Below are 14877 nucleotides of genomic sequence, written 5' to 3' on the forward strand. Positions count from 1 at the left end.
AAAATTTGCTTGGCGACCATAGCATTGTGGACCCACCTGATTCCATGCCGAACTCAGAAGTGAAACACAATAGCGCCGATGGTAGTGTGGGGCTTCCCCATGTGAGAGTAGGACATCGCCAGGCTTTAATTTCGTTATTTGCATAGCAAGTAACAACCTCAACAGTGCACAAATCTGTTGATGACAATTTGTTGGAGGGATGGCTGAGTGGTCGAAAGCACCGGTCTTGAAAACCGGCAACCGTTAATAGCGGTTCTAGGGTTCAAATCCCTATCCCTCCACCACCATTGAAAAGCCCGCTGAGAAATCAGCGGGCTTTTTTCATATCTGTCGTTTAGAAAAACAAAAAGAGCACTAACGTGCTCTTTATCTGTGACTCTATCCCCGTTTGTTACCACTTATATATTCTTTAGTCTTGCAGATATTTTCCTTCGGCGACCTGCCAAAATGCTCTAATTAATGGGTTTTCTAACTGTGCTCTCTTGCAGCAAACACCCAACTCAAAGGGTTTGATGGGTTCTATCTTTAAGCGGTCGACTTTATCTCTTACAGGGCTATTGTTAATCACCACATCAGGTGCAATTCCTACCCCACAACCTAGCGCCACCATACTCACTATCGCCTCATGGCCTGAAACTTGCGCGTATATGTTGGGTTTTATCTTCATCTTTTTGAACCATGCATTGGCACGTTCACGCGCCGTACCCGCTTCAGGGATGATAAAAGGCACTTCATTCCAGTTTGGCTTGTCAGACTGAAGTTGCTGGCTAAAGCTGCTGACACCTGATGGAATTATGACGGATAGTGGTATATCGCTAATCGTTTCGAATTCTAACCTTGAAGGAAGGATGTCCGGCTTCGCCGAGATAGCAATATCCGCTTCATCATTTAATATTTTGTCGATAGATTGAGCAGGATCGCCCGTAGAGAGCTTGAATTCAATATACGGGTGAATGGCTCTGAATTCAGTAATTAGTTCAGGTAAGTGACTGTAGCTAGCTGTTACTGAACAAAATATACGGATCTCACCTTTAAGCTCTTGCTCTCCACCTTTCAAATGAAGATTGTATTGCTGCCACTCTCCAACGATGCTTAATGCTACTGGCAATAGATGCTTTCCTGCTGGAGTGAGATCAACACTGCGGTTATCTCTGATAAGCAATTCTTGCCCCGTTTCTTCTTCAAGCTTTTGTATCTGACGGCTTAGCGCTGAAGGACTGACGTGCATAGCAGCAGCTGTTTTGCTGAAACTCTTGCTATCACATAAATGTATAAATAATTGTAGAGATTTTATGTTCATGTTCTGTGATCGTTTCCATGTTGCATTTATTGCAATAACTAATTGTGAATATATCACTTTCAGCAACGGAGTGTCTGTTTTAGTATGAAGTCATTCGATAGAGAGATATCGACCTTACGGACTTATTTTTAAAGGAGTGCCCTACAATGGCTAACTATTTCAATACATTAAACCTTCGTGAACAACTAGACCAACTAGGTCGTTGCCGCTTTATGGATCGTGAAGAATTCGCGACAGAAGCTGAATTTCTTGAAGGTAAGAAAATCGTAATTGTTGGTTGTGGTGCTCAAGGCCTAAACCAAGGTCTAAACATGCGTGATTCTGGTCTAGACGTATCTTACGCTCTACGCCAAGCAGCAATTGATGAGAAGCGTCAATCATTCAAAAATGCTGATGAAAATGGCTTTGTTGTAGGTAGCTACGAAACGCTAATCCCTCAAGCAGACCTAGTAATCAACCTTACTCCAGACAAGCAACATACAAATGTTGTTGAAACTGTAATGCCTCTAATGAAAGAAGGTGCTGCACTTGGTTACTCTCACGGCTTTAACGTTGTTGAAGAAGGCATGCAGTTACGTTCTGACCTTACGGTTGTAATGGTTGCTCCTAAGTGTCCTGGTTCTGAAGTTCGCGAAGAGTACAAGCGTGGTTTCGGTGTACCAACACTGATTGCTGTTCACCCAGAGAATGACCCTAAAGGTGAGGGCTGGGATATCGCTAAAGCTTGGGCTGCAGGTACTGGTGGTCACCGTGCAGGTTGCCTAGAGTCTTCTTTCGTTGCGGAAGTTAAATCTGACCTTATGGGTGAGCAAACTATCCTTTGTGGCATGCTACAAGCGGGTTCTATCGTATCTTACGAGAAGATGATTGCTGATGGTATCGAACCTGGCTACGCAGGCAAGCTTCTACAGTACGGTTGGGAAACGATCACTGAAGCACTTAAGTTTGGTGGCGTAACTCACATGATGGATCGTCTATCTAACCCAGCTAAAGTTAAAGCGTTTGAGCTTTCTGAAGAGCTTAAAGACCTAATGCGTCCGCTTTACAACAAGCACATGGATGACATCATCTCTGGTCACTTCTCGAGCACTATGATGGCTGACTGGGCGAACGATGACGTGAACCTACTAGGCTGGCGTGAAGAGACAGGCGAAACGGCATTCGAAAACTACCCAGCTTCTGACGTAGAAATCTCAGAGCAAGAGTACTTCGACAACGGTATCCTAATGGTTGCTATGGTTCGTGCAGGTGTTGAGCTAGCATTCGAAGCTATGACTGCATCAGGCATCATAGACGAGTCTGCTTACTACGAATCTCTACATGAGCTTCCACTAATCGCAAACACAGTTGCTCGTAAGCGTCTTTACGAAATGAACGTTGTAATCTCAGATACTGCTGAGTACGGTAACTACCTATTCGCTAATGTAGCAACACCGTTACTACGTGAGAAGTTCATGCCTTCAGTAGCAACTGACGTAATCGGCCGCGGTCTAGGTGAAGCATCTAACCAAGTGGATAACGCTAAGCTAATTGAAGTAAACGAAGCTATCCGTAACCACCCTGTAGAGTACATTGGTGAAGAGCTACGTAGCTACATGAGCGACATGAAGCGTATCGCTGTAGGCGGTTAATTAGTCGCTTAGATACTGATAAATTTGCAGAAAAAGCGAAGCAGTATCACTAACTCCTTACAGGTTGGAGTTATAAGTAAGCAACACAACATCTAATAAAAAGGCTTGGTCGCCGTTGACCAAGCCTTTTTGCTTTTAGTAACAAAGTCTTAAAAATCAATCAAATGAACATTGCTTGATCAGTCTTCGTCGACTTTCAGGTCTTGATTGATCCTCAGAAATACAAAAGGGTTGGCGTTTTCACACCAACCCTTTCAGTTTTCTTGCTTTGCGCTTACTTATCGGCAATCTTTGCTTCTAAGTCAGCTAGCTTTTGTTCCATTTCAGTTAGCTTTTGGCGAGTGCGAAGCAGTACTTGTGTTTGAACATCAAACTCTTCACGGCTCACAACGTCTAGCTTGTTTAGTTGGCCTTGGATAACTTGGCGAACTTTTTGATCTACGTCTGAACCAAGCTCTTTTACTGGTTGAGGCATAGAATCGTGGATCTGCTTAGCAATCTGCTCTAGTTTTTTTGGATCAAACATATCAATTAAAACTCCTGAATATTTACCACTATTCTATTTAATCACACTTGAGATGTCGCCTATGGCGTATAAAAAAAGGCCACCGAAGTAGCCTTTTTATTGTTAATACGACTTAGCGATTACTTATTATCAGCTAATTCTCTGTGTGCCGCTTTTGCTTCATCGATGCGAGCTAGCTTTTCTAGGTCTTTGTCTTCTACAAATACAGGTAGAGGCTTGTGTTTTTCAGCCAAGTAGCTGTAAATCACTGGCAGTACAAATAGCGTGAAGATAGTACCAATCGCTAGACCAGCAACGATTACGATACCAATACTAAAGCGCTGAGCTGCACCCGCACCACTTGCGTACATCAGTGGGATTAGACCCGCGATCATCGCAGCTGTTGTCATCAGGATTGGACGAAGACGAACCTTCGCAGCTTCCATTACCGCTTCGATACGAGTCTTGTGATGATGCAACTGTTCTTCTTTTGCAACTTCACAGATCAAGATACCGTGCTTGGTAATTAGGCCGACTAAGGTGATCAAACCTACTTGCGAGTAGATGTTCATTGTTGCCGCACCCCAAGCCAGAGCTATTAGGGCACCACAGATCGCCAGTGGTACAGATACCATGATAACCAATGGATCTTTCAGAGATTCGAATTGAATCGCTAGTACCAAGAAGATGATAGCCAGTGCTAGACCAAAGGTCGCGTAAAGTGCGCTACCTTCAGTTACGTATTGACGTGCTTCACCCATGTAATCGTGGTTGTAGCCACTTGGAAGCTTATTCGCCGCCGTGTCTTCAAACCATGCAATTGCATCACCCATTGCAGCGCCTGGAGCAGGTACTGCACCAATCGTAGCTGAGTTCAATTGGTTGAAGTGAGGAAGAGAGCGAGGCTCTGCCACAACATCAATCGTAATCAAACTGCCTAATGGGACAGCATTACCGTCCGCAGCACGTACGTAGTAGTTATTCATCGATTCTGGGTTCAAACGGAATTTACGTTCAACCTGAGGGATAACCTCGTAAGAACGACCATTCAAGTCGATACGGTTTACGTAGCCATCTGACATCATGGTACCTAGCGTGATACCGATATCTTGCATGGTTACGCCGTATGCGCCCGCTTTATCCTTGTCGATGTGTACTTTCATCGTTGCTGAGTCGTAGTTCAGATCGAGATCCGAGTATACGAATAGTGGGTTTGTCGCTACATCAGTCAAAATGTCAGTGGTGATTTGGAATAAGCTCTCAAAACTGTTTGGTGTTGTAATAACAAACTGAATTGGAAGACCCGAACCCGCACCTGGTAGCTCTGGCATTTGGAAGGCTGTTACTGCCATTCCAGGCACATCTTTCACCAAACCACCAACGCGGTTTGCTACCTCAGATTGGCTTGCTTCACGCTCACTCCAAGGAACCATAGATGCAATACCAAACGCTTGGTTTGCATTAGGAACTCCTGTGAACACCTGCGCGTAAGCGACTTCTGGCTGATCAGACAGAATCTTGTTTACGTCGTTCATGGTATTTTGCATGAAGTCTAAGTTCGCATTAGATGGTGCCGTACCCATCAGCATGATTACACCTTTATCTTCTGAAGGCGCTAATTCACTAGGGATGAACTTAAACAGCATCGGCAAGCTTGCAAATACAATGATCGCAAAACCTATGAACACTGGACGGTGGTTCATAACCGCGCCAAGCATACGCTCGTAACGGTTAGTCATGCCATCCAAAACGCTATGAACTTTCTGCTCAAACTTGCTCGGCTCAGCGTGAGCTTTTAGCATTTTTGAACACATCATTGGTGATAGCGTTAGTGCAACGATACCTGATACAAATACAGAACCGGCTAGGGTCAATGCGAACTCTTTAAATAGCGAGCCCGTGATACCGCCCATCATCGCGATTGGAGCGTATACCGCACCTAACGTTAGTGTCATTGCGATAACAGGAACCGCAATTTCGCGAGTACCGATGATCGCAGCGCGGAAAGGGGACTCCCCGAGCTTGATATGCCTGTCGACGTTCTCAAGTACCACGATCGCATCATCTACCACCAGACCGATGGCGAGTACCATTGCCAGTAGTGTCATCAGGTTCCAAGAGAAGCCCATCGCCTGCATTACCATTGCCACACCAATCAGAGATAGTGGGATAGTAACGATAGGGATCAGTACCGCTCGGAATGAACCTAAGAACAATGTGATTACGATTAATACGATTAATGCCGCTTCAAGAATTGTCTTGATAACTTCTTGAATTGACTCGTTAATCGCAATGGTTGAATCGTACATTACGTTCATTGAGATGTTGCTTGGAAGGTTCTTCTCTAGCTGAGGAAGAAGCTCAAGTACATCTGCAGCGATGTTGATTGGGTTCGCACTTGGTGCCGCATTAATTGCTGCAACAACCGCCTCCTGACCGTTCGCACTTGCACGATAAACGTCGTGGCTTTTCTCTAGAGAAACCTTAGCGATGTCAGACAGACGGATAATCTCACCTTCACCACTTCTAACGACTAAGTTCTCTAACTCTTCAGTGTTTGATACTTGTGTATCGGCACTGCCGTTATAAAGAACGAATTCGCCAGTAGCTTGACCTGTCGCTGACTGGTAGTTGTTGGCATTCAATACCGACATAACATCAGTAGCAGTTAGGTTAACAGCTGCCATTTTTGATGGATCTAGCCATACGCGCAGTGCGTATTTCATACCACCATAAAGGTCGACTTTAGATACACCATTTACCGTGAATAGTTGCGGGTTGATTACACGCTCTAGGTAGTCGGTAATTTGGCTCGACACCAACTCATCACTGGTAAAACCAATGTAGAGTACAGCTGTCGTTGAACCGGTAGACATGGTTACGGTTGGATCTTCGGCTTCTTTAGGAAGCTGAGAACGCACCGAGTTAGTCTTGGCCAGTATGTCAGACAGCGCCGCATTCGGGTCGGTGTTCAACTTCATGTTCACGGTAATAGTAGAACTACCGAGCACAGAAGAAGAAGTCATATAGTCGATGTTATCCGCTTGAGCCACAGCCTGTTCGAGGGGCTGGGTGATAAAGCCTTGGATAAGATCGGCACTTGCACCGTAGTAACTCGTGGTTACGGTTACGACGGTATTCGTCATTTCAGGGTATTCACGCACCTGCATTTTGAAGATTGCTTGTAAGCCAAGCAGCGCAATCAAAAAGCTGATGGATACCGCTAGAACTGGACGTTTAATAAAAACATCAGTAAAGCGCATTGTGCCTCCAGTTACAGCTTAGGTGTTTCAGATGGTGGAGTGATTGCATCACTTTCAACAACCTTAACTTTGGCACCGTTACTTAGACGTACTTGGCCAGAAGTTACAACCGTATCGCCGGCTTTAACGCCTTCAAGGATGTGTGCAATATCAGCTGTACGCTCACCTACTTTTACAACATGTTGAGCAACACGTTGAATGCCGTCTTCTTCAGTCAGGATGTAAACATTGTCACCGTATAGAGTGAAAGTAATCGCCGTTTGAGGCAGAGTTACTTGGTTCTCTAGTTTAGGCAGAATGATGTTAGCGCGAGCGAACATACCGCTACGAAGCTTGCCATCATTGTTTGGAATGTCTGCTTGAACTTGGATAAGACCACTTTGGATGCTTACAGCTGGTTCAATTGCACTGATAGAGCCTTCAAACGGTGTCTCTGGGTAAGCATCAACAAAGATGTCGATAGCCTGACCAACATTGATACGAGAGATATCTGTTTGAGAAACTGTGAAGCGCAGACGCATCACACTGGTATCTTCTAAACGAACGATATCGGTACCCGATTGTAGGTATTGGCCTAGGTATACGTTACGAATACCAACAGTACCGTCGAATGGCGCGCGAATTTCACGACGCTCGATCGATGCTTTTAGGCTTTCAATGTCAGCAGATAGAGAGAAGTAGTTCGCTTCTGCTTCATCGTACGCTTCTTTAGAGATAGAACCTTTCTTGAATAGACCTTGGTAACGCTTGTATTTTGCTTTCGCAGCAGGCAAACGAGCTTCAGAACTCTTTAGGTTTGCTTTCTCTACGTCAGAATCAAGACGCACCAGTTGCTGACCACTCTTAACATCAGTACCTGACTCGAAAGAGATCTGGTCAATAACACCACTGGTCTCGTTCGCTAGTGTCACACCTTGGTTAGGTTCGATGAAGCCGATAGCTTCAATCACTGGAACCCAGTCGATCGGCTGAACTTCAGTTACCGTTACTGGAAACTCTGGTTCAGGGCGGTTGGCCATATACTCAGCAATTTTTTGTTGTTTGAACATGTTAAACCCAATAACGCTGCCGAAAAGTAGTACAGCGATGAGTAACATGAAGAAAGTCCACTTTTTCATTATGGTCAAAACTCCGATCTAGTGTTTAATTATTGCGTCCCAACTGGCTTCGATTGCAGATTCTAGTTCTGCCTCATCAAGTTGGTAAAATCCTAAAGAATGCTTGCGTGCTAGAGAAACACTAGCCGCCAAGCTCAATCCACCTAATACTTCATTGTTAAGTGGTTTAAACAATCCTTGTTCCTTCCCCTCATTAAATAGCAGCTCAACTTGGGCAAACATTTTACGTTCTAGTTCCCTGAAGTTTAGGCTATTTGTGATGGGTAGAGAGTCATACTGAACTCGATTTTTTATTGCGGCTAAATTCGTTCCTGCTAAGTTCCATATGTTCAACCACATAGTACGGTAGCGTTGTTTAATTGGATCCGAATCATTAACCCCTTCTTGAACAGCATCAGCTACTCTTTGAGTCACGAGCATTCGAACATCTTCTATCAAGTGCTCTTTATCATCGAAGTAGCGATAGATAGTGCCTGCAGCCACTCCCGCTTCTTTGGCTAATTTTTGCATTGAAAGGCCTTGGAAACCGACCTCTGCAATTAGCTTTTCAGCTGCAGAAAGTATTTGCTGGCGTTTATCCCGAGGTGCATGAGTTGTCATTATTCCATCACCAGTGAATGAACGTTCATTCATTATAGCCTAAGAACCACACACATGTGCAACAAAGTTTTACACAAGCAGCGTAAAAATCTTGTATAAGAGAACGTAGCATTCGAGGTGTTGCAGCATTATTATAAGCGCGCAATTTAATTCGCTCCTCTAGACCAAATTGAGAACCAAATGAAACTGAACCCAAGACAAGATGAAGCCGTGAAATATGTTTCGGGGCCCTGCTTAGTATTAGCGGGCGCTGGATCCGGTAAAACACGTGTTATCACGAATAAGATCGCTTACTTGGTTCAAGAGTGTGGCTATAAGGCGCGTAATATTGCAGCGGTAACTTTTACCAATAAAGCGGCACGTGAGATGAAAGAGCGTGTTGGACAAACTCTGGGTAAAGGGGAAGCGAAAGGACTTATTGTTTCGACGTTTCACACCATGGGCCTAACTATTATTCGTCGCGAGTACAAAGCACTGGGCTTAAAAGCTGGCTTCTCTCTGTTTGATGACCAAGACCAGTTAGCTCTGTTAAAAGAGCTAACAGAGAGACAGATCGATGGCGATAAAGATTTATTGCGTGCATTGATGAGTGCGATTTCGAATTGGAAGAATGACATGCTGACGCCAGATCAGGCGAAAGCTCGAGCTCAAGGCGAACAAGAACAGCTTTTTGCATTCTGTTTTGAGATGTACCAGAAACAGATGAAGGCATACAACGCGCTCGATTTTGATGATTTGATTGCGATGCCGGTATTACTACTGAAAACTAATCAAGAAGTGCGTGAGCGCTGGCAGTCGCGTATCCGCTATTTACTGGTCGATGAATACCAAGATACCAATACCAGCCAGTATGAGTTGGTTCGTTTACTAGTAGGAGAGCGTGGTCGTTTGACGGTAGTAGGTGATGATGACCAATCTATCTATTCATGGCGTGGCGCAAAACCGCAAAACTTGGTGTTGCTGGGTGAAGACTACCCGAACCTTCGCTTGATCAAACTCGAGCAAAACTATCGCTCAACCAGTCGAATCTTACGTGCGGCGAACATCTTGATCGCTAACAACCCACACGTTTATGAAAAATCACTGTTCTCAGAGATCCCGGACGGTGAAAAGCTTAAGGTACTGAATGCTAAGAATGAAGAGCATGAAGCAGAGCGTATTACTGGCGAGATCATCGCGCACAAGTTTTTGAACCGTACTGAATACAAAGATTACGCAGTGCTTTACCGTGGTAACCACCAATCTCGCTTGATAGAAAAAGCGCTGATGCAGAACCGCGTGCCTTACAAGATCTCTGGTGGTACCTCTTTCTTCGCTAGAGCTGAGATTAAAGACATCATGGCTTACTTACGTGTGTTGGTGAACCCTGATGATGACAACGCTTTCCTACGTATTGTAAATACACCGCGTCGTGAGATTGGTCCGGTGACGCTTGAGAAATTAGGCAGTTACGCCAATATGCGTGGTAAGAGTCTGTTTGAAGCCAGTTTTGAGATGGGCTTAGAGCAGACACTGACCGGGCGTGGTTTAGAAAATCTTCGCCGCTTCGGTGACTGGATTGTTCGTATCTCAGACAATGCAGAGCGTGGTAATACGGTTGAAGCCGTTCGTTCTTTGGTTCGTGACATCAACTACGAAGATTGGTTGTACGAAACCTCAGCGAGCCCGAAAGCCGCTGAAATGCGAATGAAGAACGTCTCTGATCTCTATAGTTGGATTGTGGCCGATCTTGAGGGTGACAATTACGACAAAGAAGAGAAAACCCTGCGCGAGGTGGTTCAACGTTTAACGCTGCGCGACATGATGGAGCGTGGTGAGGATGATGACGATGCAGATCAAGTCCAATTAATGACATTGCATGCATCGAAAGGCCTAGAGTTCCCGTATGTATTCCTGATGGGAGCAGAAGAGGGCATCTTGCCGCACCAAACCAGTGTTGATGAAGGCAACGTAGAAGAAGAACGTCGTCTTATGTATGTGGGGATTACTCGAGCGCAGAAAGAGCTGACTTTTACTAAGTGTCGTGAACGTCGTCAATATGGTGAATTAATAAAGCCAACACAAAGCCGCTTCCTTGATGAGCTGCCGCACGATGATGTGGAGTGGGAAAGCGTTAAGAAGCCTCAATCCGCTGAAGAAAGAATGGAAAAAGGGCAGGCACACATTGCCAATATTCGTGCGATGTTCAACAAGAAATAAAGCTCAGCTTTAATAGCACTATATTATAAGCCAATAAAAAAGGTGACCATGAGGTCACCTTTTTTGAATCTGGCATTTTTAATTACAGATCGGTAAATTACAGACCGGCAATCATGTGCTCGATAGCATCTTTGATTTCATCGTCTGAACAGTCCATACATGAACCTTTCGCTGGCATCGCATTGAAACCGTTGATTGCGTGGTCAGCTAGGATGTCGCGACCTTGAGCAATACGAGGGCCCCAATCTCCAGCATCACCTGTTTTAGGTGCGCCACTTACGCCAGATGCGTGACAAGCGATACAAAAGGTACCGTAAACTGCTGCGCCATCACGAGGGCCTGTTGGTTCTGCGGCTACTGGCTCGCTGCCGACTAGGTAAACTTGGCCAACTGGTTTGATGCGTTCAGCAATTGCATCTTGCTCCGCTTCGCTAAGGCCTGCAGCCATTGCGCCAGTTGAAAAGGTTAAAACTGCGATGACAACGCTTAAAATTCGACGAGACATATCCATTAAACTCACTTTACATTCCCAAGGTAAGTACATGCTTACCAATTTATAGTGTTGGAAGGGTGTTTTGGCTTTAACCAGCAAAGAGCAACTGTTAAACCAATGTAAATAATGGGTGATTATATCCCGATAAGTTGTTGCAATAAACAACAACTTATAAGCTGTGGCGGGTTGTAGTACTCAAATAAGGGGTTTATCACATATTAACTGTCGAAAAAGAGACCAAACAGAAAAAAAAGTTAAAAAAGTACTAGACGGCATTGGGTGATATACGTATTATTCCACTCCGCCGACAGGGCATGCGCCTGTAGCTCAGCTGGATAGAGCGTTGGCCTCCGGAGCCAAAGGCCGAAGGTTCGAATCCTTTCAGGCGCGCCATCCGGTCTCTTACTTCGGTAAGTGAGAAATTGGCACAAAAGAAATAATGGTGGCTATAGCTCAGTTGGTAGAGCCCTGGATTGTGATTCCGGTGGTCGCGAGTTCGAATCTCGTTAGCCACCCCATTCTTTCTTTATAAAATATCGGTAGCTTCGGCTTCCTGTGTTGATTCACTATCCCAAGAATCGATACAAAATTAGTCGGTGAATAGCGCAGCTTGGTAGCGCATCTGGTTTGGGACCAGAGGGTCGGGGGTTCGAATCCCTCTTCACCGACCACTATTTCAATAATCGCTTTTAAGCGGTTATATAAAAAATTAGTGGTGGCTATAGCTCAGTTGGTAGAGCCCTGGATTGTGATTCCGGTGGTCGCGAGTTCGAATCTCGTTAGCCACCCCATTAATTTTGGTAACTTCTTTGAAGTTCCCAGTTTGAGAAATCAAACGAAATGTCTCGGTGAATAGCGCAGCTTGGTAGCGCATCTGGTTTGGGACCAGAGGGTCGGGGGTTCGAATCCCTCTTCACCGACCACCTTAAGAAAGCTCATCAGAAATGATGAGCTTTTTTTCATCTGTAGATCACAGGTTGGAACCCAAGTGGGGTTCGCCTGATGTTCAAAGGATGTCTCTTCACTGACCGCCTTTATGAAAGCTCATCAGAAATGATGAGCTTTTTTTTCATCTGTAGATCACTAGATAGGAACCCAAATGGGTTCGCCTGATGTTCAAAGAATGTATCTTCACCGCTCACTTAAGAAGCATCATCAGAAATTATGGGCTTTGTTGCATATGTCGTGTCAGTATTCTTCAATTATTGCTTCTCACAGTGTTGAATTGGTCCAGTTCGACTCGCTCCTCTTTAATAAACTCCTTTTAGAAGCAAGAATCCCACCTTCGATCTCCTCGATTATTACGTCTGTATGGAGGTAGTTCATTTATCAAACGGAAAGATCTATATCTAATTTTATATAAAATAACCACTCAATAATTCGACAAATTAATAGGTCTGGTCTAGAGATTTTTGTGAAAAGTTGAATTTGGCCCTTAATCTGCTCACTAACCCATGTATTTGACAGCTTTCTACGCATTTGGTCGTTCAAAACTCCTCAGATTTATTAAGCCTTTCGTTTCTCTGGTTTGTATTTATCAAAAAAATACAAATGGTTAAATGTATGGTTACTTGGCGTGTATCTAGTTGTTTTATTTGTTTAAATTAACAAAGTTAGCGTTTGTTTCTATAGTGTTAATTGTTTTTTTGGAATAATTATTTGTTTTTATTGAATGGTAGTGAGATCTGCTTTGAAGCACAGGTTTAACTCTACAAGTAAGCAGTGGTAAGGAGTTTGTGAGTATTTCTTGCCGATAATATAATGTTGATTTTTCTTACTATATGCTCTCTGGGTGAATAGTTATGTGGCACTTTTGCTTGCTAAGCGTTTAATGTCGACTTTTTATCCTATTTTTGTTGCTTTTCTGTGAATTATTTGCCAAATTGTCAACCGTATAAAATATCAGAACAATATTCTGGTAAGAATGGATTCAATTTTGCAGACAGGGCAGAAAGCTGCCAAAGCAGTAGAGGTCTGGTAATGTCACTTTTAGAAGTAAAAAATCTTCGTATCGAATACCCATCTCGTCATGGAGTTCACGCCGCAGTTAAATCGCTTTCGTTCAACATCGAACGTGGTGAGATCGTTGGTGTTGTAGGCGAGTCTGGTGCAGGTAAATCAACAGTAGGTAATGCTGTGATCGATTTGCTGAGCCCTCCCGGCCGCATTGCTAGCGGCGAGGTATTTCTGGATGGCGAAAAAGTCTCTGGCTTATCTCCTGAACAGATGCGTTCTGTTCGCGGCTCAAAGATTGGTTTTATCTTCCAAGATCCAATGACGTCTCTTAACCCTCTATTCACAGTAGAACAGCAGTTAAAAGAGACGATTCATGCCAACATGAAGGTTTCGGATCAAGAAGCCTACCAGCGTTCATTAGACTTGATGAACCAAGTGGGTATCCCACAACCTGAAAACCGTTTAAAGCAGTACCCACACCAGTTCTCTGGCGGTATGCGTCAGCGTGTGGTTATCGCGATCGCATTGGCTGGTGAACCTGACCTTATCATCGCAGATGAACCAACGACGGCACTGGATGTGTCTATTCAAGATCAAATCTTAGGTTTGATTCGCGATCTATGTATTAAGAAAAACGTAGGTTGTATGTTGGTCACGCACGACATGGGCGTGGTATCAAACGTTACCGACCGCGTAGCCGTTATGTATCGTGGTGACTTAGTTGAGTTTGGCCCGACGGCGAAAGTCCTTGGTACTCCTGAACACCCATACACACACAGTCTTATCTCAGCGGTTCCACGTTCAGACCGTAAACTTGATCGTTTCCCTCTTGTGAGCTACATCGAAGAAGCGCACGAGATGGAGCCTCTAGATGTGAAAAACCACTGGTTAGGCCAAAGCCAAGATCACCGTGATTACACTGGCCCATTGTTGAATGTTGAAAACGTGCACTTACGCTTTACCACCAAAGATTCTTTCTTTGAGAGTCGTCGTGAGTACGTTCAAGCATCAAACAACGTGAGCTTTGAAGTGCATGAAGGTGAGACGTTTGGCTTAGTAGGTGAATCAGGTTCAGGTAAATCAACGATTGCTCGTGTGATTGCTGGCTTGTACGCACCGAATTCAGGCAAGGTAACGTTTGAAGGCGTTGATCTTACTGGTCTTAAATCTGAAAAAGAACGTCGCCCTATGCGTCGTCAAATGCAGATGGTTTTCCAAAACCCTTACACATCAATGAACCCTCGAATGAAGATATTCGACATCATTGCTGAACCTATCCGATTCCATAAACTTACGCGTAACGAGAATGAAACTCGTCAGATCGTGAACGACCTGCTAGAGCACGTTGGTTTAGGCGTAATGGCCGGGGTTAAGTACCCACACGAATTCTCAGGTGGCCAACGTCAGCGTATTTCTATCGCTCGCGCTTTGGCAACTCGCCCTCGTCTTTTGATTTGTGATGAACCTACCTCGGCACTGGATGTGTCGGTACAGGCTCAGATCCTTAACCTACTAAAAGACTTACAAGATGAGCTAAACCTAACCATGCTGTTCATCAGTCACGATTTACCGGTTATTCGCCAAATGTGTGACCGTGTTGGTGTGATGCAAATGGGAGAACTATTGGAAGTCGCGCCAACCGAGCAGCTATTCCAATCGCCTCAGCATGAGTACAGCAAACACCTAATTTCTTTAATGCCTGAATTTACAGGTTTAAGAGAAGAAAAAGCAGTGGCACAAGCCGCGGTATAAAAATCAGCAGGCTGGAGTTTAGCTTGCTAAAAACAATAAACAGACGCAAATACAACAACT

At 44.4% G+C, this 14877-nt stretch carries 9 protein-coding genes, 6 tRNA genes and 1 rRNA gene; 10 read left to right on the plus strand and 6 right to left on the minus strand.

What is annotated here, in order from left to right; translation table 11 throughout:
• The first annotated feature begins 8 nt into the window (after positions 1-8).
• Together rrf and BCV39_RS09480 are read left to right on the plus strand one after the other, a co-directional pair.
• A 5S ribosomal RNA gene (gene rrf, locus BCV39_RS09475) occupies positions 9-124 on the plus strand.
• Positions 125-193: 69 nt separating this feature from the next.
• Positions 194-284, plus strand: a tRNA-Ser gene (locus tag BCV39_RS09480).
• A gap of 125 nt (positions 285-409) precedes the next feature.
• Here the strand turns inward: BCV39_RS09480 and ilvY are convergent.
• On the minus strand, positions 410-1300 hold the full coding sequence (ilvY, locus tag BCV39_RS09485) for an HTH-type transcriptional activator IlvY (protein ID WP_048612410.1): 891 nt from the start codon (positions 1298-1300) through the stop codon (positions 410-412).
• 146 nt (positions 1301-1446) lie between these two features.
• Between ilvY and ilvC the strand changes: the two genes are divergently transcribed.
• Entirely contained in the window at positions 1447-2931 is a 1485-nt protein-coding gene (gene ilvC, locus BCV39_RS09490; protein WP_048661257.1) for a ketol-acid reductoisomerase, read from the plus strand.
• Positions 2932-3205: 274 nt separating this feature from the next.
• Here ilvC and BCV39_RS09495 read toward each other — a convergent pair whose 3' ends face one another.
• The 4 genes from BCV39_RS09495 to BCV39_RS09510 all read right to left on the minus strand — a co-directional run bounded on the left by BCV39_RS09495 (position 3206) and on the right by BCV39_RS09510 (position 8417).
• A complete protein-coding gene (locus tag BCV39_RS09495) occupies positions 3206-3457 on the minus strand; it encodes an accessory factor UbiK family protein (protein WP_009848085.1) in 252 nt (83 codons plus the stop codon).
• A gap of 119 nt (positions 3458-3576) precedes the next feature.
• Positions 3577-6699: a multidrug efflux RND transporter permease subunit gene (locus BCV39_RS09500; RefSeq protein ID WP_102431909.1), complete on the minus strand. Its 3123-nt coding sequence runs from the start codon at positions 6697-6699 to the stop codon at positions 3577-3579.
• Between the two features lie 11 nt (positions 6700-6710).
• Entirely contained in the window at positions 6711-7817 is a 1107-nt protein-coding gene (locus tag BCV39_RS09505) for an efflux RND transporter periplasmic adaptor subunit (RefSeq protein ID WP_102431908.1), read from the minus strand.
• 18 nt (positions 7818-7835) lie between these two features.
• Positions 7836-8417 carry a TetR/AcrR family transcriptional regulator gene (locus BCV39_RS09510; protein ID WP_017629442.1) on the minus strand — a complete coding sequence of 194 codons (582 nt, stop codon included), beginning with the start codon at positions 8415-8417 and terminating at the stop codon, positions 7836-7838.
• 180 nt (positions 8418-8597) lie between these two features.
• On the opposite strand from BCV39_RS09510, the gene rep reads away from it, so the two are divergent.
• Positions 8598-10616 (plus strand): DNA helicase Rep, encoded by a 2019-nt coding sequence (gene rep / locus BCV39_RS09515; RefSeq protein WP_102431906.1) that lies wholly within the window; start codon positions 8598-8600, stop codon positions 10614-10616.
• Positions 10617-10713: 97 nt separating this feature from the next.
• On the opposite strand, the gene BCV39_RS09520 is transcribed toward rep, so the two are convergent.
• A complete protein-coding gene (locus BCV39_RS09520; protein ID WP_017069626.1) occupies positions 10714-11127 on the minus strand; it encodes a cytochrome c5 family protein in 414 nt (137 codons plus the stop codon).
• Positions 11128-11425: 298 nt separating this feature from the next.
• Here BCV39_RS09520 and BCV39_RS09525 point away from each other — a divergent pair.
• The 6 genes from BCV39_RS09525 (at position 11426) to BCV39_RS09550 (ending at position 14817) form a co-directional block, all read left to right on the plus strand.
• Positions 11426-11502, plus strand: a tRNA-Arg gene (locus BCV39_RS09525).
• Between the two features lie 49 nt (positions 11503-11551).
• Positions 11552-11627 (plus strand) — tRNA-His (locus tag BCV39_RS09530).
• 76 nt (positions 11628-11703) lie between these two features.
• Positions 11704-11780, plus strand: a tRNA-Pro gene (locus BCV39_RS09535).
• A 44-nt stretch (positions 11781-11824) separates the two neighbouring features.
• Positions 11825-11900 (plus strand) — tRNA-His (locus BCV39_RS09540).
• 55 nt (positions 11901-11955) lie between these two features.
• Positions 11956-12032 (plus strand) — tRNA-Pro (locus BCV39_RS09545).
• A gap of 1057 nt (positions 12033-13089) precedes the next feature.
• Entirely contained in the window at positions 13090-14817 is a 1728-nt protein-coding gene (locus tag BCV39_RS09550; RefSeq protein WP_019826573.1) for an ABC transporter ATP-binding protein, read from the plus strand.
• Positions 14818-14877: the final 60 nt, after the last annotated feature.

The organism is Vibrio sp. 10N.286.55.E10, assembly GCF_002872555.1.
In the GTDB taxonomy this organism is placed as follows: Bacteria; Pseudomonadota; Gammaproteobacteria; order Enterobacterales; family Vibrionaceae; genus Vibrio; species Vibrio crassostreae.